The organism is Aeromonas enteropelogenes, from assembly GCF_020097295.1.
GTDB classification, from domain to species: Bacteria; Pseudomonadota; Gammaproteobacteria; order Enterobacterales; family Aeromonadaceae; genus Aeromonas; species Aeromonas enteropelogenes.
Window position 1 is genome coordinate 2,880,522 of record NZ_CP083625.1, and the last position, 20,290, is coordinate 2,900,811.

Genomic DNA, 20,290 nt, shown 5'->3' on the forward strand with positions numbered 1-20,290 from the left:
CAAGGGAGGCCAAAGCCTCCCTTGTTGCGTTTTACTGCTGCTAGCGATTACTCGCTGGCATAGCCTGCCAGGCCAAGCTGCTTGCCATCGAGAAAGGCAGATCCTTCTCGCATCTGCAAACGCCCTTCGCAGAACCACTGTACCACCAGCGGGTAGATGCTGTGCTCCTGGGCCTGTACCCTTGCAGCCACTTCATCGGCCTCATCCCCCTCAAAGATGGGGACGCGGGCCTGCAGGATCACCGGGCCGCCGTCGAGTTCTTCGGTGACGAAGTGGACGCTGGCGCCGTGCTCGTCGTCACCGGCGTCGATGGCGCGCTGGTGAGTATGCAGCCCCTGATACTTGGGCAGCAGGGAAGGATGGATATTGATCATCTTCCCCGCGAAGTGACGCACCAGCTCGGCACTCAGGATCCGCATAAACCCGGCCAGCACCACCAGATCGGGCTGATAGTCCGCCATCAGTGCCAGCAGGGCAGCGTCATACTCCGCCCGGTCGGCAAACTGCTGCTGGGCGAGGATGCTGGTGGCCACACCAGCTTCCCTGGCGCGCACCAGACCATAGGCATCGGCCTTGTTGCTGATGACGCCAACCACTTCCCCGGCAATCTTGTCAGCGGCGCAACTGTCGAGGATCGCCTGCAGGTTGCTGCCGCTGCCGGAGATAAGGACCAGGATCCGCATCATTGGATGATGACCTGCTCCTCGCCATCGGCCGCCTTGGCGATATGGCCGATGTGCCAGGCGTTCTCGCCTTCGGCCTTGAGCAGGGTCAGCGCTTTTTCAAGCTGATCTGCCGGCAGGGCGATGATCATGCCGACGCCGCAGTTGAAGGTGCGATACATCTCGTGACGGGTAACGTTGCCGGCCTCTTGCAGCCAGCTGAACACCGCCGGCCACTGCCAGCTCTGCTCGTCGATCACCGCCTTGGTGTTGGCCGGCAGGACGCGCGGGATGTTTTCCCAGAAGCCGCCACCGGTGATGTGGGACAGAGCGTGGATCTCGCACTCCTCGATGAGCTTGAGCACCGGTTTCACATAGATACGGGTCGGCTCCAGCAGGGCATTGGCCAGGGTGGTGTCACCCAGCGGCTGATGCACGTCCGCCTGGGAGACTTCCAGGATCTTGCGGATCAGGGAGAAACCGTTGGAGTGGGGGCCGCTGGCGGCCAGGGCGATCAGGGCATCCCCTTTGCCGACCTTGCTACCGTCGATGATCTCGCTCTTCTCGACCACGCCGACGCAGAAACCGGCGATGTCGTAGTCATCCCCCTCATACATGCCCGGCATCTCGGCAGTTTCGCCGCCCACCAGGGCGCAGCCGGACTGCTCGCAACCTTCACCGATGCCGGTGACCACGGCGGCGGCGGTGTCCACATCCAGCTTGCCGGTGGCATAGTAGTCGAGGAAGAAGAGGGGCTCGGCACCCTGGACGATGAGATCGTTGACGCACATGGCCACCAGATCGATGCCCACGGTGTCGTGTTTTTTCAGATCGATGGCCAGGCGCAGCTTGGTGCCCACCCCATCAGTGCCGGAGACCAGCACCGGCTCCTTGTAGCCCGCAGGGATTTGACACAAGGCCCCAAAGCCGCCAAGACCACCAAGGACTTCAGGACGACGAGTGCGTTTGGACACGCCCTTGATACGTTCAACCAGTGCATTGCCGGCATCGATATCCACGCCAGCATCCTTGTAGCTCAGTGAGGTTTTGTCTGTCACGAGTATTCCCCGTCATGTGAAGAAGTGGAGGGTAAAATTCGGGGCGTATTCTAGCAGTGCGGGGGAAAAACCAGAAAGGAAATCGTTTGCGCATTTTTGCGCGGAAAAACTCTACAAGCGGCGGCTTTTGTTGTATGATTCCGCGATTTTTTTGCGGCAGTTAGAGGAGATAATAATGAAAGTCGTTGAAGTCAAACATCCCCTGGTCAAACACAAGATCGGTCTGATGCGTGAAGGCGATATCAGCACCAAGCGTTTCCGTGAACTGGCCAAAGAAGTGGGCAGTTTGCTGACCTACGAAGCGACCTCTGACTTCGAAACGGAGAAGGTTACCATCGATGGCTGGAATGGGCCAGTAGAAGTTGACCAGATCAAGGGCAAGAAGGTCACCGTCGTGCCCATCCTGCGTGCCGGTCTGGGCATGATGGACGGCGTGCTGGAGCACATGCCGAGCGCTCGCGTCAGCGTGGTCGGCATCTACCGCGATGAAGAGACCCTGCAGCCGGTGCCTTACTTCGAGAAGATCGTCAGCAACATCGACGAGCGTCTGGCCCTGGTTATCGACCCCATGCTGGCCACCGGCGGCTCCATGATCGCCACCATCGACCTGCTGAAAAAGAAAGGCTGCCACTCCATCAAGGTGCTGGTGCTGGTTGCCGCCCCGGAAGGGATCAAGGCGCTGGAAGCCGCTCACCCGGACGTGGAACTGTTCTGTGCCTCCATCGACAAGGGGCTGAACGAGAAGGGCTATATCGTCCCGGGTCTGGGCGATGCCGGTGACAAGATCTTCGGCACCAAGTAAGCCGATGCAATCAGCCGCCCCTGTTCGGGTGAGCGGTATTCCGAGCCGGCGTTCTGCCGGCTCTGTTGTTTCTGGCAGCCTTGCTGCATGGCGCGCCTTGCCGCTACCATAGCCACAGGCTCCCAGTTCGAGATGATATTCATGTTCAAACGCGCAATCACCGCTCTTTGTTGCGGTCTCTCCTTCATGGCCTCTGCCGCCCAGGTGACCGATCTCTATCAGGGCAAGGCGCCCACCAGCGGCGATATGACGGCGGCCCAGTCCCAGGCGTTGGGAGAAGTTCTGGTCAAGGTAACCGGCAAGCGGGACATCCTCAACCAGCCTGCGGTAGCCAAGGCGTTGGCGGCTCCCGGCGACTATGTAAAGAGCTACGGCTATCAGGATCTGGATTCGGTCAAGTATCTGAAGGCCGAATTCAAGAGCGACAAGGTCAACCGGCTGGTGGCCGACAGCCAGTATGCACTGCTGGGTCCGGTTCGCCCCCAGGTGGCGATCTGGCTGGTAGTGGATCAGGGGGAGCGCCGCCTGCTTGCGGATCAATCCGCCGATGGCTGGGCCAGGGCCCTGCGTGAACAGGCCCAGACACTGGGGCTGCCAGTCAGTATTCCGCTGATGGATCTGGACGACAACATGGCAGTCAGTGCGACCGATGTGTGGGGCCGTTTCGCCGATCCCATCCTCAAGGCGAGTCAGCGTTATGGCGCCGAGATGGTGGTGCTGGGCAAGCTGACGCCGGAAGGGGAGAAGTGGAACATCGACTGGGGTCTCTACGGACCCAAGGCCGGTGGTGAAGTGGCCGAGCTGACCCGGGGCAATGGTGCTGGCTCCCAGGCCGAGGTGGCACAGGGCTTTGCCGACACCCTGGCCGGCTGGTTGGTGAAAAACTATGGTGCCCGCGTCTCGGGGCCGGCCTCCAGCCAGAGTCTGGTGGTGAGTGGGCTCTCCGACGTGGACAGCATGATCGCCGTGCAGAAGATGCTGCAGGGGATGGCCAACGTGAGCAAGGTCGAGATTGGCAAACTGGAAGGGGACCAGGTCACCTTCAATTTCACCCTGCAGGGTGATCAGGCCGAGTTGGCCCGCATGCTTCAGCTCGAGAGCCGCCTGCATCGGGTTGACGATAATGGCAGCGCATTGCGTTACCAATGGTCGCAGCCCTGATTTTATAAGGCTTTTGTATACCGCCCGGCTTGTCCGGGCGGTTCTCTATCCGGCCCGGCGATGATACACTTGGTAGCAAATGTCACAGTCAAAGCCTAACGAGTGAAGCAACCGGCCCAACTGTCTTTAGCCGTACAACTACCGGACGATGAAACCTTCGTCAGTTTTTATCCCGGCAACAATGCTCATCTGATCACCGCCCTCAAAAATGCGGCCATTGGTCAGGGGGCACCTTTCCTCTATTTCTGGGGAGCCAAGGGGTCGGGGCGTTCCCACCTGCTCCATGCGACCTGTGCCGAGGTCAACGCCCGCGACGCAGCCGCTGCCTATCTCTCCCTCGATCAGTTCGAACAGCTGGATCCCAGCATGCTGGATGCCCTCGAGAGCCTGCCGCTGGTCTGTCTCGACAGCCTGGAAGCCATCGCCGGCAATGACTTGTGGGAGCGCGCCCTGTTCGATTTTTACAATCGTTGGAAGGAGAAGGGCGAGGGAACCCTCATCGTGACCGGCTGCAGTGCGCCGCGCAAACTGGGGCTGCAACTGCCGGATCTCGCCTCCCGCCTCGACTGGGGGGTAAGTTTCCATCTCGATGAGCTGGATGATGAAGGCAAGCTCAGTGCCCTGCAGTTGCGTGCCGAGCTGCGGGGCTTCAAACTGCCCATCGACGTGGGTCGTTTCCTGCTAAACCGCCTCTCCCGCGACATGCGCACCCTGCTTACTACCCTCAATCAGCTCGACAATGCCTCATTTCGCGCCAAGCGAAAGCTCACCATCCCCTTCGTCAAAGAGATCCTCGAGCTCTGATCCCCCTGTCACGTCTGGTAACCCTCGTTGGTGTGCGCTTGCCAGCGGACAAAAAGAAACCCCGGCATCAGGCCGGGGTTTTTGATTGCTGCCGTCAGATGATCAGTGGAACTGGTCTTCTTCGGTGGAACCCGTTAAAGCGGTCACCGAGGATTGGCCACCCTGGATGACGGTGGTCACCTTGTCAAAGTAACCGGTACCCACTTCCTGCTGGTGCGCCACGAAGGTGTAGCCACGCTCGGCGGCGGCAAACTCGGGCTGCTGCACCATCTCGACATAGTGCTTCATCCCTTCGCCACGGGCGTACTGGTAGGCCAGCTCATACATGTGGAACCACATGTTGTGGATGCCTGCCAGGGTGATGAACTGGTACTTGTAACCCATGTCGGACAGCTCCTGCTGGAAGCGGGCGATGGTGGCATCGTCCAGGTTCTTCTTCCAGTTGAAGCTCGGGGAGCAGTTGTAGGCCAGGATGCGATCCGGGAACTTGGCCTTGATCGCTTCGGCAAACTTGCGTGCTTCGTCCAGATCCGGCTTGGCGGTTTCACACCACACCATATCGGCGTAGGGGGCGTAGGCCAGACCACGGGCAATCGCCTGATCGATGCCGGCACGTACCTTGTAGAAGCCTTCGGCGGTGCGCTCACCGGTCAGGAAGTCGGCATCGTAAGGATCCGCATCCGTGGTCAGGAGATCCGCCGCGTTGGCGTCGGTACGAGCGATCACCAGGGTGGTGGTGCCGCAGACGTCGGCTGCCAGACGGGCTGCCACCAGTTTCTGCACTGCTTCCTGGGTCGGGACCAGCACCTTGCCACCCATGTGGCCGCATTTTTTCACGGAAGCGAGCTGATCTTCGAAGTGAACGCCGGCGGCGCCTGCCTCGATCATTCCCTTCATCAGTTCGAAGGCGTTCAGCACGCCACCAAAACCGGCTTCGGCATCTGCCACTATGGGCAGGAAGTAGTCGATGAAGCCCTCATCCTGCGGCCCTACCTTGTTGGCCCACTGGATCTGGTCGGCACGGGCGAAGGAGTTGTTGATGCGCTCCACCACCGACGGCACCGAGTTGGCCGGATAGAGGGACTGATCCGGATACATGGTGGAGGAGAGGTTGTTGTCCGCTGCGACCTGCCAGCCGGAGAGGTAGATGGCCTCGATGCCGGCCTTGGCCTGCTGCACCGCCTGGCCGCCGGTCAGGGCGCCGAGGCAGTTCACGTAACCTTTCTTGGCCTCGCCGTGGATCAGTTCCCACAGTTTGTCGGCGCCGCGTTGGGCCAGGGTGTGCTGCGGCTGCAAGCTGCCGCGCAGGTTCACCACGTCCTCGGCGCTGTAGCCGCGCTTGATCCCTTTCCAGCGGGGGTTTTGGGCCCAGTCTTTCTCGATAGCCTGGATCTGTTGCTCACGGGTCAGTGCCATATCAGTTCCCTCTTTCATTGATTTCACGTTTCCATTGACTTGTTATTGGCGAGCCCCTCCGGGGCCCGTGATTCAGAGCCGCTCGTAACCGGGCAGCGTCAGAAAATCGATCAAGGTATCGGCGCAGGTGATCTGCTCCATCAGCTCGCTTGCCTCGGCAAAGCGACCAGCCTGCCAGCGGGCCTCGCCCACTTCGCGTTTGACCACCTCCTGCTCTTCGGCCAGCATCTGGCGGAACAGAGCCTTGGTCACCACCTGGCCGTTGGAGAGGCTCTTGCCGTGGCGGATCCATTGCCAGATGGAGGTGCGGGAGATCTCGGCGGTGGCGGCATCTTCCATCAGGCCGTAGATGGGTACGCAGCCGTTACCGTTGATCCAGGCCTCCAGATACTGCAGGGCAACCCGGATGTTGGTGCGCATGCCAGCTTCGGTGCGCTCGCCCTCGCAGGGGGCCAGCAGGTCGGCGGCAGTAATGGGGGCATCCTCTTCACGCAGCACGCCGATCTGGTTCTGTGCACCGGCCGGGATGGCGGCGTTGAACACCGCCATAGCGGTGTCGGCCAGCCCCGGGTGGGCGACCCAGGTGCCGTCGTGGCCGTTATCGGCTTCACGCTGCTTGTCGGCATGCACCTTGGCAAAGACTTGTTCGTTGACCGCCGGATCCTTGGCCGGAATAAAGGCCGCCATGCCGCCCATGGCGAGAGCGCCGCGCTTGTGACAGGTCTTGATCAGCAGACGCGAGTAGGCGGAGAGGAACGGCTTGTCCATGGTCACTACCTGGCGATCCGGCAGGACGCGATCCGGGTGATTCTTCAGGGTCTTGATGTAGCTGAAGATGTAGTCCCAGCGGCCGCAGTTGAGGGCGACGATGTGATCCTTCATCTGATAGAGCAGTTCGTCCATCTCGAACACCGCCGGCAGGGTCTCGATCAGCACGGTGGCCTTGATGGTGCCGCGGGGCAGGCCGAACTTGTCTTCGGTCCAGGCGAACACCTCGCTCCACCAGCGCCCTTCGAGGTGGCTCTGCAGCTTGGGCACGTAGAAGTAGGGACCGGACCCTTTAGCCAGCAGCGCCTGATAGTTGTGCAGGAAATAGAGGGCGAAGTCGAACAGGCCGCCGGGGATGGGGGCTCCATCGAAGGTGACATGTTTCTCCGGCAGGTGCAGACCGCGCACCCGGCAGATGAGCACGGCCGGATCGGCATTGAGGGTATAAGCCTTGCCCTCGGGGCTGGTATAGGCAATGGTGCCATTCACCGCATCGCGCAGGTTGATTTGACCCTCGATCACCTTGTTCCAGGCCGGCGCCAGGGAGTCTTCGAAGTCAGCCATGAAGACCTTGACGTTGGCGTTGAGGGCGTTGATCACCATCTTGCGCTCGACCGGGCCGGTGATCTCCACGCGGCGATCCTGCAGGTCGGCGGGGATGCCACGAATGGTCCAGTTTCCCTCGCGGATGTGGGCAGTCTCCGGCAGGAAGTCCGGCAGCTCACCGCCATCGATGCGAGCCTGACGGGCCACACGTTGTTTCAGCAATTCGTCCCGCTGGGGGGCAAAACGTTCCACCAGTTCGGATACCAGGGCCACTGCGTCCGGCGTCAGGATTTGCGCGTAATCGGGAAGCATGGCGCCCTGGATGCGAAGGCGTGCGCTGCAGTGGGTCTGGGCTGGTGCCGACATAAGATTCACTCCTTTGAGAATTACATTTTGAACTTATTAACTACGACTAAAGTCGATCCCTGTTCCTGTAATCTTCCCGTAACAACGGGATAACACGTTTCATACGGTGCGAAATATTGCCGATTGCGTCAACAACTTTTTTTAAACGCCTGTTTTTGGGTGATGATTAACTTTATGTTTTTTAATGATTTATGTGGTTGGTATAAAAGCTCTACGCAGATGGTTATGCTTCTGCTTTTCATCGCGGGGTGATGGGTAATTCGGTCTGGTGAAAACAGGCATGCCATGTAATTTATTACGTAATAAAATTACAAATGCAAAAACAAATCCCGACCTTACTCCAAGCTTTTGAAAAACAGTTGTATTAATTTAGTTTGAAAGTCTTTATGCAGCCTCAGGCCTTTCTGGCTATTGCTAATGAACGTCTGTTTTAAACTAAATGACCATTAATGGGTATGAATGGCGCAGGTTGCCATTCTGGTGGAAAGTGAAGGGCAATAACGTAGGTTTGTATCAGGTGATGAGAAAACTGTCAGGAGAGCAGGGGGGCGACATGTTGGTGGATAATCCTGCGATTGTCTGTCGATGCAGTGATTTGTCGTTTTTTGTGTGCACGCTCTCAAATCGGGGAAAAAAAGGCCATAAAGGCCTGTCGTGAAGTGCATGGCGATGTCCCCGGAAGGGATTAGTACTCCTCTTCCGGCTCTGCCAGATCGATCACATCCAGTTGAATGACCTGCACATCTTCATATGCAGCGGGGCAGGTGGTGTCTTGGGGGACGGTAAAAAGCGCGATGGTGGGGCTGGTCTCTGTGGTCTGTTTCATGCTTGGTCCTTGGTTGAACGCAAGCCGGTGTGTGATCCCTTCACCGATTTTCCACCTCCTTGTCTCGCTACCGGCGGAAAGTCGCGCATATTAATGAGTTCACATGAAAGATTCAAGCGGTTCTGTATATTTTTTGTTCCTGTGAAGTGGGGATGGCAGTCGATAGAAAATGCGGACAAAAAAATAGCCCAGTCGTTTGACTGGGCTATTTCGGGGAATGATGGTCGGCGTGAGAGGATTTGAACCTCCGACCCCTGACACCCCATGACAGTGCGCTACCTGGCTGCGCTACACGCCGACAAGGTCAGTCTGAGCTGACGGGGAGGAAGTCTAATGTTCTGGCGCTATGGGCGCAACTCCTTTTTTATCATAGAGATGCCGACTGCTTCTTTCTTGTGCAACCAAGATGCAACTTGGGCCTTGCGGCCGGATTTGGCATAATCGCCGCCCCGTCATGGGCGTCTATTGTAAAAGGTGCCGCGAGCCGGGGCAGAGACATAGCTATCAATCAAGAGAGGCATGGGTGGAACCATCAGCAGTCGCCGCAGTGCAAACACCGACAGAACTGGCACAGGCAGAGCAGGACGAACACTGGATGCGTCACGCCATGGCATTGGCGGCCAGAGCCGAAGGGATCGGCGAGATCCCGGTCGGGGCTGTGCTGGTGCTGGGTAATGAGGTGATCGGGGAGGGCTGGAACCGCTCCATCAGCGAGCACGATGCCTGCGCTCATGCCGAAGTGATGGCCATCCGCGCCGCCGGACAGCGTCTTGAGAACTACCGCCTGCTGGATACCACCCTCTATGTGACTCTGGAGCCTTGCTGCATGTGCGCCGGCGCCCTCATTCATAGCCGGGTCAAGCGGGTGGTGTACGGAGCGCGGGATCTGAAGACGGGGGCGGCTGGCTCTGTGTTCGAGATCCTGCAGGACCCGCGTCATAACCACAGGGTGGAATTGACGGGGGGGGTGCTGGCAGAGGCCTGCTCGGCCCAACTGTCAGCCTTTTTCAAGCGCCGCCGTGCCGAGAAGAAAGCCGCCAAGCAGGCATTGCAACAATCCGCCGGCTCATCCAGCTGACCCGCAGGGGGAGGTTGCCTCCAGCCTCCCACGCGACGCTTGTCAATTACGCCTTTTTAAACAACCTGTTAGCCTCGCCTATGTGTGCAAAACCTGACCCATCTTCGATGCTGTAAAATCCCTTCATACTGCCGCTGTAAAAGCGGTTTCCATGTAACAAAACTGTCATGCAACCGCCATATAATGCCGCCAAGCCTAGCTCACATTGAGGTCTTGCATGTCATCGGAATCGATAAACTTAGGTATGGCGGGCAGCAGAAAGCGCCGTATCAAGGATAAGTTGGCCAAATACGGGGTCACCACGGGGGGAGCCCTGGTACTGGTGGCCCTGCTGCTTATTTTCTTCTATCTGCTCTACGTGGTGAAGCCCATCTTCAATGGCGCTTCCATGGAGCCGACCGCCTCATTTTCGCTGCCCGTAGAGGGCAAGACCGCCTGGCTCGGCGTCGAAGAGCAGAACGAGATCGGCTACCGCTTCAGCGACAAGGGGCAGGTCGACTTCTTCGCCCTCCAGGCTGAGGGAGAGGTCAAGGTTGGCCAGATACTGGGCCAGGATCGGGTCGCTGGAGAGGTCACGACCGTGGCCGCACCGGCGCCGGGCCAGAAGTTCATCGCCTATGGCTTTGCCGATGGTAAGGCCCAGGTGGTGCAGCCCTACTTCAAGGTCTCCTATCCCAAGGACGTGCGCGTCATCGAGCCCAGCCTGCAATATCCGTTTGGCAAGGAACCCATGGTGATCGATCCTGAGGGCAAGGCGCTCTCGCGCATGGTGTTCGAGGCCACCAAGGACAAGATGGCAGCTGCCGCCGTGACCGAAGATGGCCGCGGCGTGCTGATGGTGATGAGCGGGGAGGAGAACTTCCTCTCCGGCGAGGTGGAGTGGACCACCCAGAACTACAGCATTCCCTCCCTGCCGCGCCATGTGGATCAGATGTTGCTGACTCCCAATCTGCGCATTCTGTTCGTGCGCGAGGGCAACCGTCTCTCCGTCTATGACATCCACAACCTGAGCGAGATCTCCCTGCGCGATGTCATGGAGGTCAATGCCCCCAATGCCAACGTGACCCGAATTGATCTGCTCTCCGGCGCATCTTCCCTGCTGGTGGGCAACGACAACGGCGTCATCTCCCAGTGGTTCGAAGTGGCCAAAGATGGCAAACGTGAATTCACCCAGATCCGTGATTTCAAGAGTGACGGTGCCGTCGACCTGCTGACGCCGGAACATTTTCGCAAGGGCTTCATCAGTGCCGACAAGAAGGGCGACATCAATTTCTTCCACGCTACCGGTGAGAGCAAGCTGTTGAGCGAGAAGGTGGAAGGGGGCGAGCTCTCTGCCCTGGCCATTTCGCCGCGTCACAATCTGTTGCTGATGCAGCAGGGCGAGACGCTCAAGCTGTTTGCCGTCGAGAACGATCACCCCGAGGTAACCTGGTCCGCCCTGTGGCAACAGGTGTGGTATGAAGGCTACCCCGAGCCCCAGTATGTGTGGCAGTCCACCTCCGCCAGCAACGACTTCGAAGCCAAGCTGAGCCTGGTACCGCTGGTGTTCGGTACCCTCAAGGCCTCCTTCTACGCCATGGTGTTTGCGGTGCCGCTCGGCGTTGCCGGCGCCATCTACACCGCCTACTTCATGTCGGCGGGGCTGCGCAAATACGTCAAGCCGACGGTCGAGATCATGGCGGCGCTGCCGACCGTTATCCTGGGCTTTCTGGCGGGTCTGTGGCTCGCGCCCATCATAGAAGGAGCCCTGCCCGGCGTGGTACTGCTGCTCATCCTGCTACCCATGGGGATGCTGCTCACTGCGTTGGTATGGAACTATCTGCCGGAGCGCGGCAAGTCCTGGTTGCCGGAGGGGTGGCACGCCATCCTGCTGATCCCTGTGCTGCTTTTCATCGGCTGGGGGGCCTTCGCGGTGAGCCCGCTCATCGAGAACGCCTTCATGCACGGCGATTCCCGGATCTGGCTGACCCATGACATGGGTATCAAGTTTGATCAGCGCAACTCCCTGGTAGTCGGGATCGCCATGGGTTTTGCGGTTATCCCCACCATCTTCTCCATCGCCGAAGACGCCGTCTTCTCGGTGCCCAAGCACCTGACCCAGGGCTCCCTGGCCCTCGGTGCCACGCCGTGGCAGACCCTGAGTCGAGTGGTGATCCTGACCGCGAGCCCGGGCATCTTCTCGGCGGTGATGATGGGCCTTGGCCGCGCCGTGGGCGAGACCATGATAGTGCTGATGGCCACCGGCAATACTCCCATCATGGACTTCTCCATGTTCCAGGGGCTGCGCACCCTAGCCGCCAACATCGCGGTGGAGATGCCGGAGTCGGAAGTGGGCAGCTCCCACTATCGGGTGCTGTTCCTCGCGGCCTTCGTCCTGTTCGTGTTCACCTTCTTGTTCAACACCCTGGCCGAGTTCATCCGTCAGCGGTTGCGTGAAAAATACAGCTCTCTGTAAGGACCAAGGAATGACAATGGGTAAGTGGTTTAAATCAGGGGCCCCCTGGATCTGGATGACCGGCGGCGCCGTCAGCCTGAGTCTGGTCGCGGTACTGGGTCTGTTGCTGCTCATCGGCTGGCGCGGTCTGGTCTACTTCTGGCCTCACCCCATCTATGAGTGGCAGTTGGAAGACGCCAATGGCAACAAGAGCGTGTTGATCGGCGAGATCAACGATCGCGAGCTGGTGCCGGTGGAGCGGCTGCGGGCCGCCGGCCTGCCGCTGGAAGGCGAAGAGCGCGAGCTGCTGACCCGCTATCTGGTCAAGACCGGCAACCGCGAGTTCGTCGACCTCGATTTTCGCTGGGTGCTGGAGACCGACATCAAGTCCCAGACCCAACCTGCCGAGCTCGCCATGGTGGAGCGCGCCACCAACGGCAACTTCTACGGCTACATCGTCGGGGTGAAGGAGGATGGCCGCGAGCTGACTGCAGATCTGCACCCGGCCCTGCAGCGTGTGCTGGCCCGCGCCAACGGGCTTTCTGAACAGGCCAATGACCTGCAAAAAGGGGACATCGGCAGCATCAACTATCAGCTGGAGCGGCTGCGTCTCAAAGAGCGCAAGGCCGAGCTGGATGATCAGCTGACCGACGAGCTCAAGGCCCAGCTGGCGAGCGAGCGCCAGGCGCTGAACGATCGCTATCAGGTGCTGGAGAAGGAGCTCTTCTCCCTGCGTGCCCAGGCGGACAGGGACAGCATCACGGTCAAGGACATGCGTGGCGAACTGGTGACCATGCCCATGTCCAAGGTGCTGGACGTGGTGTGGCCCAACGACATGAGTCTGCTCGCCAAGACCGGTTACTGGTTCCATCAAATCGGCAAGTTCATCTCCGACGATCCCCGTGAGGCGAACACCGAGGGCGGCGTCTTCCCGGCCATCTTCGGCACCGTCTTCATGGTGTTCCTGATGGCGATCATCGTGACCCCGCTCGGCGTGGTGGCGGCGGTCTACCTGCACGAGTACGCGGGCAAGAACAGCCTGACCAAGATCATCCGCATCGCGGTGATCAACCTGGCGGGCGTGCCCTCCATCGTTTACGGCGTGTTTGGTCTGGGCTTCTTCGTCTACACCCTGGGCGGCTCCATCGATGCGCTCTTCTATCCGGAAGCGCTGCCGAGCCCGACCTTCGGCTCTCCCGGCGTCATCTGGTCGGCGCTGACCCTGGCCATCCTGACCCTGCCGGTGGTGATCGTCTCCACTGAAGAGGGGCTGGCCCGGATCCCCAGCACCATTCGCCAGGGTTCCCTGGCGCTGGGTGCCACCCAGGCCGAGACCCTGTGGCGCATCGTGCTGCCGATGGCGAGCCCGGCCATCATGACCGGCCTCATCCTGGCGATTGCCCGTGCGGCCGGTGAAGTGGCCCCCCTGATGCTGGTGGGGGTGGTGAAACTGGCGCCGACCCTGCCGATGGATGGCAACTTCCCGTACCTGCACGTGGAGCGCAAGTTCATGCACCTGGGCTTCCACATCTACGATGTCGGCTTCCAGAGCCCCAACGTCGAGGCAGCGCGACCGCTGGTGTATGCCACCTCGTTCCTGCTGGTGACGGTGATCGTCGGCCTCAACCTGACGGCCATCGGTATTCGCAACCACTTGCGGGAGAAGTTCCGTTCTTTGGAGCATTGATGATGAACCTGAAGGGCATCACAGGCATTCGCAACCACCTGCGTGAGAAATTCCGGTCGCTGGAACATTAATCCGGCCACCCAGAACAGACCAGGCGGCCGATGGCACTCTGACAAAAGAGGCCATGGCCGCCACCCGAGGATCCCGGTCGCTGGCACAACGGATGCCAGCCACCCCAGAGCGTTTTTGAGGTAACAGATGATCAACGTAACGACACCGTCGAGCCAGCACACCACGCTGGATCTGCTCAACCTGAGCCCGGCCCAGACAGCGCTGGAAGTGAAGGATCTCAACCTGTACTACGGCAGCAAGCAGGCGCTGTTCAACGTCAACATGAAGATCCCGAAAGGGCAGGTGACCGCCTTCATCGGCCCGTCCGGCTGTGGCAAGTCCACCCTGCTGCGCTGCATCAACCGGATGAACGATCTGGTCGAAAGCTGCCGCATCGATGGCGAGATCCAGCTGCACGGCCACAACATCTACGACAAGAATGTCGATGTCTCCGCCCTGCGCCGTCAGGTAGGCATGGTGTTCCAGCGTCCGAACCCCTTCCCCAAGTCCATCTACGAGAACGTGGTCTACGGCCTGCGCCTGCAGGGCATCAACGATCGGCGTACCCTGGATGACGCGGCCGAGCGCTCCCTGCGCGGCGCGGCCCTGTGGGAGGAGGTGAAGGATCGTCTGCATGACAACGCGTTTGGCCTCTCCGGTGGTCAGCAGCAGCGTCTGGTGATTGCCCGGGCCATCGCCATCGAGCCGGAAGTACTGCTGCTCGACGAACCCACCTCGGCACTCGACCCCATCTCCACCCTCACCATCGAGGAGCTGATCAACGAGCTCAAGAGCCAGTTCACCGTGGTGATCGTTACCCACAACATGCAACAGGCGGCGCGGGTGTCGGATCAGACCGCCTTCATGTACATGGGCGAGCTCATCGAGTACTCGGACACCAACACCATCTTCACCACCCCGGCCAAGAAGAAGACCGAAGACTACATCACCGGCCGTTACGGCTAAGGCCTGACCGGAGCCATGAGGATGAGCAAGATGAGCATCAACAAACAGATTACCGGTCAGTGCAACGGCTAGGGCATAATCGGAGCAACAAGGATTATTTGTATGGACAATATGAACCTCAACAAACATATCTCCGGTCAGTTCAATGCCGAGCTGGAGGGAGTGCGCAACCAGGTGCTGGTGATGGGCGGCATGGTGGAGCAGCAGCTCACCGACGCCATCGCGGCCATCCACGATCAGGATCTGGAAGCGGCGCGCAAGATCGTCGCCAACGACCACAAGGTGAACGCGATGGAAGTGGCCATCGACGAGGAGTGCACCCGCATCATCGCCAAGCGTCAGCCCACCGCCTCCGACCTGCGGTTGGTGATGGCCATCATCAAGACCATCACGGATCTGGAGCGTATTGGCGATGTGGCGGACAAGATCGCCCGCATGCTGACCGATAACGCCAACAAGCCCCAGCCGCCGCTGGTGTCGCTCGAAAATATGGGCCGTCGTACCATCAAGATGCTGCACGATGTGCTCGACGCCTTCGCCCGCATGGATCTGGATGCGGCGCTGGCGGTTTACAAGGAAGACGACAAGGTGGATCGGGAGTACGAGTCCATCATTCGTGAACTGATGACCTACATGATGGAAGATCCCCGCACCATTCCCCAGGTGCTGAACGTGCTGTGGGCGGCGCGGGCTATCGAGCGGGTGGGCGATCGCTGCCAGCACATCTGCGAATACATCGTCTATTACGTCAAGGGCAAGGACGTGCGTCACACCAAGACGGACGATCTGGGCACTCTTTTGGGGAAAAGCTGACCCGATATGAATAAAAAGGCGCGAAAGCGCCTTTTTTTATTGCATCGAAGGACAGAGTAAGATAAAGCGCATCGCTGGTCGTTTTCTGATAGAATAGCCCCCTTGTGAGTCCCGGATGGACTCACGGTCCGGTCTCCCGGGCCCAGTTTGCCGTCTTGTGCTAAGGCGGCTGTTGCAATAGGTTAATCATGAGTTTTGCCGATAGTTTGTTCTTTCTGATGCTGCTGGTCGCCGGCAGTGTGTTCTTTTCCCTTTCCGAGATCTCTCTCGCCGCGTCCCGCAAGATCAAGTTGCAGGTGATGGCAGACGAAGGCAATCGCCAGGCCGAAAAGGTGCTGGCACTGCAAGCCCAGCCGGGCAACTTTTTCACCGTGGTGCAGATTGGTCTCAATACCGTCGCCATCCTGGGCGGTATTTTGGGGGAATCCTCACTCAACCCCGCCATCAAGGAGATCGTCTCCGGCTTCTATCAGGGCCCCTGGCTTGGCGAGATCAGCTCGGGCATCTCCTTCGTGTTCGTCACCGGCATGTTCATCCTGCTGGCTGACCTGATGCCCAAGCGTTTGGCCATGACCATGCCCGAGCGGATCGCCGTGGTGGTGGTGCGCCCCATGATGTTCTTCGTCGCCGTGCTGTTGCCACTGGTGTGGGTGTTCAACGGGCTGGCCAATACCCTGTTCCGCATGCTGCGCATCTCGACGGTGCGCCGTGACGAGATCACCTCTGACGACATCTATGCGGTGATGGATGCGGGCGCCGAGGCCGGCGTCATCCAGCGCGAGGAGCATCAGCTCATCGAGAACGTGTTCGAGCTGCAATCCCTGTGCGTGACCTCTGCCATGACCGCGCGCGAGAGCCTTATCTACTTCACCCTGCAAGAGGGGGAGGAGAGCATCAAGGCCAAGATCGCCGAGCATCCCCACAACAAGTTCCTGGTGTGTGACCACAACCTCGACAGCGTCAAGGGCTTCGTCGATTCCAAGGAGCTGCTGATCCGCGTCATCGGTGGCCAGAACATCGATCTCAACAGCGGCTCCCTGGTGCAGAGTGTCATCATTCTGCCCGACACCCTGAACCTCTACGAGGCGATGGAGTACTTCAAGAACCATCGTGGTGACTTCGCCGTGGTGATGAACGAGTACGCCCTGGTGGTGGGGATCGTCACCATGAACGATCTGATGAGCACCGTCATGGGTGAGTGGGCGACCCACGTGGTGGAGGAGCAGATCGTCCAGCGCGACGAGAACTCCTGGCTGGTGGACGGGGTCACCCCCATCTCCGACGTGATGCGCGCCTTCGATATCGAAGAGTTTCCGGAAAACCAGAACTACGAGACCATCGCCGGTTTCATCATGTACATGCTGCGCAAGATCCCCAAGCGGACCGACTCGGTCAAATATGCCGGTTACAAGTTCGAAGTGGTGGACATCGACAGCTACAAGATTGACCAGCTGCTGGTCACCCGGCTGGATCCAGTGGCGGCAGCCGAGAAGCCCGCACAGGAATCGTAAAAGGATCGACACAAGGAGTCATGAAGATGCAGTCTCATTCCCGTGCGCTGGCCTGTGTGGCGCTCGCCCTGACACTGGGTGCCTGTAGCCAGAGCGCGCCGCAAAAGGCAGCTGTAGCCACCAGGCCCGCCGCCTCCAAGGCTGCCGTGGTGGTGCCGCAGCCGGATCCCGATGCCGTGGTGCAAAGCGCCATGGCCGAGCCGAGCCCCATCTTTGATGAGGAGTATCACGGCCCGGATCAGGGCTCTCTGGAGTCGGTGACCGCCCTGTTTGCCCGCGGCTATATCGAGTCGGCCATGCGCGAGACCATGCTGGCGGCGGTGCACAACGACTACCCGCTGCTTGGCATGCGGGACGTGCGTCTGACCGATCCGGTTTCCAAGTTCCTCACCTCGGCCCAGGCCCGCACCACGGCCCACGACTACCTCTACGCCGGGGTGCAGCGTCGCCTGGGTCGCCCTCTCAGTCCTGCCCAGTGGGAGCAGATCTGGCAAGGGTTGCCCCAGCAGGGACGGGTCTCCGACTGGGTCAAGCAGACCAAGCGGATACTGGCAGGGCGTTGAGTCGTCCGAACGTCATGTTGCAACAAGGCCACCTTAGGGTGGCCTTGTTTTTTGTCGTCAACGGTCGGAAGAGGCCGGCCCCGCCGGCTTGCCAAACAGCACCTTGAGTCTGACGCGCCAGGGCAGGCCACGGGCGTCCCGCAGCATGTCGCGCCACTCGTGAAAGGTGAGGGTGAGCGGGTTGAAACTGTGGACGGGCTTGGTGATGCCAAAGCGGCACGGCTCGGCGGGGTCTTCCTCGACGAAGGTGCCAAACAGCCTGTCCCAGATGATGAGCACACCGGCGAAGTTGCGGTCTATGTATTTGGCGTTGCTGGCGTGGTGCACCCTGTGGTGGGAGGGCGTATTGAAGACCCACTCAAGGCGGCCGAGTTTGCCCACCACCTGGGTGTGGACGAAGAACTGAAAACCCAGGCTCAAGAGTACGGTGGCGACCACGGCTTCGGGCGGAAAGCCGATGAGGATCATGGGGATCCAGAACAGCCACATGCCGGAGACCGGATACATCAGGCTCTGGCGAAAGGCGGTGGAGAGGTTGAGCCGCTCCGAGCTGTGGTGCACCACATGGGAGGCCCACAACCAGCGCACATGATGGCTGGCGAAGTGGAACAGCCAATAGCAGAGATCCTGCAGCAAAAACAGCAGCAAGAGGCTCCAGGCGTTGAGTTCGATGTCCAGCAGCCGCCATCCCCACAGGGCGTCATACAGGTAAGCGATGGCGATGGCTGCCAGGGCGTCGCACCCCTGGTGCATCAGGGCCAGGGTGGCGTTGGCGAGGAGATCCCGCCACTGGTAAGTCGCGGTGGGAAAAGCGGCACCATGGCGTCGCAGATAGAGCATCTCCCAGCCGATAAAGGCCACAAAGACAGGGGAGAGGTAGAGCAAGAGCAGTTGCACATCCATGTCGGGCATCCATCCAGAGCAATTGCTCTCCAGCATAAAGGATGGATGTCATCTTTCATTAACAATTTGTCCCGTTATCCGCACGGCCAGGTCGGCAAGTGGTGCCAACTCGCCAGCAATGAGGGATGGCGTCCCTGACGGCCCGGCGCAGTGACTATGCTTGGTGGAGCTTTCTACCTCTGGAGTAGCAGACGATGCGGCTGTGGTGCTGTTTGTTGATGGGGGTCTGCCTGCTGGCTCAGGCCAAGACCCGGGTCGAGATCCTGGCCGATGCCAGTTATCCGCCCTACTCCTGGCAGGAGGGAGAGGAGGTAAGGGGCATCTATGCCGACATAGTGCGCCAGGTGACCGCCTCCATGGAGGAGTACGAGGTGGTGATCAAGCCAGTCCCCTGGCGGCGTGGCCTCAGCATGATAGAGCAGGGGACGGCCTTCGCCATTTTCCCGCCCTACTACATGCCGGACAGCCGTCCCTGGATCTGGCCCTATTCGCAACCCATGCTCGATGAGGAGCTGGTGGTGATGTGTGGTGAGGGCGTGGCGGTCAATACCCCGCAGGCCCGTTTCCCCGGTGATTACCAGGGCCTTCGTTTTGGCATCAACGCAGGGTTTGCCATCGGCAGTCCCCCCTTCTGGCAATTGGTGAAAGAGCGCAAGATCGAGGTGGAAGAGGTGAAGGGTAATCGGGAAAACCTGCTCAAGATAGTCCGGGGGCGGGTGGATTGTACTGTCAATGATCGCCTCTCTTTGCTCTTTGAGCTGCTCAGCATGATCCAGAACAACCAGCTGGCGGTGGCCGATATGTCGCGGCTCAAGCAGGGGCCCGTGATCAGTCGGGAGCAAGGGTTTCTCGGCTACAGTCGCAAGGGGGCGTTTCCCTTCAGGGAGGACTTCGCCGGGCAATTTGACAAGGGACTCTATCAGCTGAAGAAACAGGACGGGATCAGGGCCATCGTCGAGAAATATCTGGGAAAGTCTCCACGCTGAACTGGTAATCGGGGCGAGCGGGTTCAGCGGGAAATGGCCGGGATCCGGACGGCAAAGAGGGGCAGCCTGGCCCCTCTTTCTGTTTTTTCTTCTCCGGTTGTCCGGTTTGTTAGAGCACCTGGCTCAGGAACTGGCGCAGCCGCGGAGAGGAAGGGTTGTCGAAGAAATCCCCCGGTTTTTCGTCCACCAACAGTTCGCCGCTCTCCATAAAGAGCACACGGTCGGCCACCTCGCGGGCAAAACCCATCTCGTGGGTCACCACCACCATGGTCATCCCTTCCCGGGCCAGCCCCTTCATCACGTCCAGCACCTCGCCGACCATTTCGGGGTCCAGCGCACTGGTGGGCTCGTCAAACAGCATGATGCGCGGCTGCATGGCGAGCGCCCGGGCGATGGCCACCCGCTGCTGCTGGCCGCCCGAGAGCTGGGAGGGGTAACTCCGGGCCTTGTTCGAGAGCCCTACTTTCAGCAGCAGGTTTTTGGCTCTGTCCTCGGCATCCTTGCGGGACAGCCCGCGTACCTTTTGCGGCGCGAGGCAGATGTTGTCCAGCACGCTCAGATGGGGAAAGAGGTTGAAGGACTGAAACACCATGCCCACCTCTTCCCGCAGCTTGTTGACGTCGCCAGGCTCGGTCAGGCTGATTCCGTCGACCACGATCTGGCCATCGTTGATGGTCTCCAGCTGGTTGAGGGTGCGCAGGAAGGTGGATTTGCCAGAGCCGCTGGGGCCCACGATCACCACCACTTCCCCTTCGGCCACCTGGGTGCTGACGTTCTTCAGAGCATGCACCTCGCTGCCATAGAACTTCTCCACGCCGCTCGCCTGGATGATGGGATCAGTTGCTGCGCGCATGTTGTACCTCCAGACGACACACTGTGAAGGGGGTGC

At 59.8% G+C, this 20,290-nt stretch carries 18 protein-coding genes and 1 tRNA gene; 11 read left to right on the forward strand and 8 right to left on the reverse strand.

The genetic code is table 11. The features are described 5' to 3' along the window. Positions 1-47: 47 nt before the first annotated feature. Positions 48-686, reverse strand: a complete 639-nt coding sequence (purN, locus tag LA321_RS13580; protein WP_042071966.1) for a phosphoribosylglycinamide formyltransferase — start codon at positions 684-686, stop codon at positions 48-50. Next, positions 683-1,720, reverse strand: a complete 1,038-nt coding sequence (gene purM, locus LA321_RS13585) for a phosphoribosylformylglycinamidine cyclo-ligase (protein ID WP_042071965.1) — start codon at positions 1,718-1,720, stop codon at positions 683-685. Before purM ends, purN begins: the two co-directional genes overlap by 4 nt. Positions 1,721-1,895: 175 nt before the next feature. Here purM and upp point away from each other — a divergent pair, with 175 nt between their 5' ends. The 3 genes from upp (at position 1,896) to hda (ending at position 4,487) form a co-directional block, all read left to right on the forward strand. Next, a complete protein-coding gene (upp, locus tag LA321_RS13590; RefSeq protein ID WP_026456137.1) occupies positions 1,896-2,522 on the forward strand; it encodes a uracil phosphoribosyltransferase in 627 nt (208 codons plus the stop codon). Positions 2,523-2,663: 141 nt separating this feature from the next. Beyond that, on the forward strand, positions 2,664-3,683 hold the full coding sequence (locus LA321_RS13595) for a DUF2066 domain-containing protein (protein ID WP_042072394.1): 1,020 nt from the start codon (positions 2,664-2,666) through the stop codon (positions 3,681-3,683). A gap of 102 nt (positions 3,684-3,785) precedes the next feature. Beyond that, entirely contained in the window at positions 3,786-4,487 is a 702-nt protein-coding gene (gene hda / locus LA321_RS13600; RefSeq protein ID WP_042071964.1) for a DnaA inactivator Hda, read from the forward strand. A 102-nt stretch (positions 4,488-4,589) separates the two neighbouring features. On the opposite strand, the gene aceA is transcribed toward hda, so the two are convergent. The 4 genes from aceA to LA321_RS13620 all read right to left on the reverse strand — a co-directional run bounded on the left by aceA (position 4,590) and on the right by LA321_RS13620 (position 8,707). Continuing rightward, the gene (gene aceA / locus LA321_RS13605) at positions 4,590-5,903 is read right to left on the reverse strand and encodes an isocitrate lyase (protein WP_026456134.1); all 1,314 of its coding nucleotides are present in this window, start codon (positions 5,901-5,903) and stop codon (positions 4,590-4,592) included. 72 nt (positions 5,904-5,975) lie between these two features. After that, the gene (aceB, locus tag LA321_RS13610) at positions 5,976-7,583 is read right to left on the reverse strand and encodes a malate synthase A (RefSeq protein WP_082043421.1); all 1,608 of its coding nucleotides are present in this window, start codon (positions 7,581-7,583) and stop codon (positions 5,976-5,978) included. Positions 7,584-8,268: 685 nt separating this feature from the next. Then, positions 8,269-8,409 (reverse strand): hypothetical protein, encoded by a 141-nt coding sequence (locus LA321_RS13615; RefSeq protein WP_167335331.1) that lies wholly within the window; start codon positions 8,407-8,409, stop codon positions 8,269-8,271. 221 nt (positions 8,410-8,630) lie between these two features. Beyond that, positions 8,631-8,707: transfer RNA gene (locus LA321_RS13620), tRNA-Pro, on the reverse strand. A 225-nt stretch (positions 8,708-8,932) separates the two neighbouring features. Here LA321_RS13620 and tadA point away from each other — a divergent pair. From tadA to LA321_RS13655, 7 genes are all read left to right on the forward strand, one after another. Then, positions 8,933-9,487, forward strand: a complete 555-nt coding sequence (gene tadA, locus LA321_RS13625; protein ID WP_042071962.1) for a tRNA adenosine(34) deaminase TadA — start codon at positions 8,933-8,935, stop codon at positions 9,485-9,487. Positions 9,488-9,704: 217 nt separating this feature from the next. Then, positions 9,705-11,942, forward strand: a complete 2,238-nt coding sequence (locus tag LA321_RS13630) for an ABC transporter permease subunit (protein ID WP_042071961.1) — start codon at positions 9,705-9,707, stop codon at positions 11,940-11,942. 16 nt (positions 11,943-11,958) lie between these two features. Continuing rightward, complete coding sequence (gene pstA / locus LA321_RS13635; RefSeq protein WP_042071959.1) at positions 11,959-13,608, forward strand: phosphate ABC transporter permease PstA; 1,650 nt, start codon at positions 11,959-11,961, stop codon at positions 13,606-13,608. Between the two features lie 198 nt (positions 13,609-13,806). Next, a complete protein-coding gene (gene pstB / locus LA321_RS13640; RefSeq protein ID WP_042071957.1) occupies positions 13,807-14,625 on the forward strand; it encodes a phosphate ABC transporter ATP-binding protein PstB in 819 nt (272 codons plus the stop codon). A gap of 102 nt (positions 14,626-14,727) precedes the next feature. Beyond that, entirely contained in the window at positions 14,728-15,438 is a 711-nt protein-coding gene (gene phoU / locus LA321_RS13645) for a phosphate signaling complex protein PhoU (RefSeq protein ID WP_042025462.1), read from the forward strand. A 188-nt stretch (positions 15,439-15,626) separates the two neighbouring features. Beyond that, the gene (locus LA321_RS13650) at positions 15,627-16,949 is read left to right on the forward strand and encodes a hemolysin family protein (protein WP_042071956.1); all 1,323 of its coding nucleotides are present in this window, start codon (positions 15,627-15,629) and stop codon (positions 16,947-16,949) included. Positions 16,950-16,969: 20 nt separating this feature from the next. Beyond that, positions 16,970-17,512 (forward strand): hypothetical protein, encoded by a 543-nt coding sequence (locus tag LA321_RS13655; RefSeq protein ID WP_042071954.1) that lies wholly within the window; start codon positions 16,970-16,972, stop codon positions 17,510-17,512. Positions 17,513-17,569: 57 nt separating this feature from the next. Here the strand turns inward: LA321_RS13655 and LA321_RS13660 are convergent, their stop codons facing one another. After that, the gene (locus LA321_RS13660; RefSeq protein WP_042071953.1) at positions 17,570-18,415 is read right to left on the reverse strand and encodes a sterol desaturase family protein; all 846 of its coding nucleotides are present in this window, start codon (positions 18,413-18,415) and stop codon (positions 17,570-17,572) included. 194 nt (positions 18,416-18,609) lie between these two features. Here LA321_RS13660 and LA321_RS13665 point away from each other — a divergent pair, with 194 nt between their 5' ends. Continuing rightward, positions 18,610-19,401 (forward strand): substrate-binding periplasmic protein, encoded by a 792-nt coding sequence (locus LA321_RS13665; RefSeq protein ID WP_042071952.1) that lies wholly within the window; start codon positions 18,610-18,612, stop codon positions 19,399-19,401. Positions 19,402-19,510: 109 nt separating this feature from the next. Here the strand turns inward: LA321_RS13665 and LA321_RS13670 are convergent, their stop codons facing one another. Further along, on the reverse strand, positions 19,511-20,254 hold the full coding sequence (locus LA321_RS13670; RefSeq protein WP_026457277.1) for an amino acid ABC transporter ATP-binding protein: 744 nt from the start codon (positions 20,252-20,254) through the stop codon (positions 19,511-19,513). Positions 20,255-20,290 lie beyond the last annotated feature (36 nt).

What these genes read in the sequence shown, in the direction of transcription:
- purN (WP_042071966.1), bottom strand. Translation starts at nt 686, where the DNA reads ATGATGCGGATCCTGGTCCTTATCTCCGGCAGCGGCAGCAACCTGCAG.
- upp (WP_026456137.1), top strand. Translation starts at nt 1,896, where the DNA reads ATGAAAGTCGTTGAAGTCAAACATCCCCTGGTCAAACACAAGATCGGT.
- LA321_RS13595 (WP_042072394.1), top strand. Translation starts at nt 2,664, where the DNA reads ATGTTCAAACGCGCAATCACCGCTCTTTGTTGCGGTCTCTCCTTCATG.
- aceA (WP_026456134.1), bottom strand. Translation starts at nt 5,903, where the DNA reads ATGGCACTGACCCGTGAGCAACAGATCCAGGCTATCGAGAAAGACTGG.
- aceB (WP_082043421.1), bottom strand. Translation starts at nt 7,583, where the DNA reads ATGTCGGCACCAGCCCAGACCCACTGCAGCGCACGCCTTCGCATCCAG.
- LA321_RS13615 (WP_167335331.1), bottom strand. Translation starts at nt 8,409, where the DNA reads ATGAAACAGACCACAGAGACCAGCCCCACCATCGCGCTTTTTACCGTC.
- LA321_RS13630 (WP_042071961.1), top strand. Translation starts at nt 9,705, where the DNA reads ATGTCATCGGAATCGATAAACTTAGGTATGGCGGGCAGCAGAAAGCGC.
- pstA (WP_042071959.1), top strand. Translation starts at nt 11,959, where the DNA reads ATGGGTAAGTGGTTTAAATCAGGGGCCCCCTGGATCTGGATGACCGGC.
- pstB (WP_042071957.1), top strand. Translation starts at nt 13,807, where the DNA reads ATGATCAACGTAACGACACCGTCGAGCCAGCACACCACGCTGGATCTG.
- phoU (WP_042025462.1), top strand. Translation starts at nt 14,728, where the DNA reads ATGGACAATATGAACCTCAACAAACATATCTCCGGTCAGTTCAATGCC.
- LA321_RS13650 (WP_042071956.1), top strand. Translation starts at nt 15,627, where the DNA reads ATGAGTTTTGCCGATAGTTTGTTCTTTCTGATGCTGCTGGTCGCCGGC.
- LA321_RS13655 (WP_042071954.1), top strand. Translation starts at nt 16,970, where the DNA reads ATGAAGATGCAGTCTCATTCCCGTGCGCTGGCCTGTGTGGCGCTCGCC.
- LA321_RS13660 (WP_042071953.1), bottom strand. Translation starts at nt 18,415, where the DNA reads ATGGATGTGCAACTGCTCTTGCTCTACCTCTCCCCTGTCTTTGTGGCC.
- LA321_RS13665 (WP_042071952.1), top strand. Translation starts at nt 18,610, where the DNA reads ATGCGGCTGTGGTGCTGTTTGTTGATGGGGGTCTGCCTGCTGGCTCAG.
- LA321_RS13670 (WP_026457277.1), bottom strand. Translation starts at nt 20,254, where the DNA reads ATGCGCGCAGCAACTGATCCCATCATCCAGGCGAGCGGCGTGGAGAAG.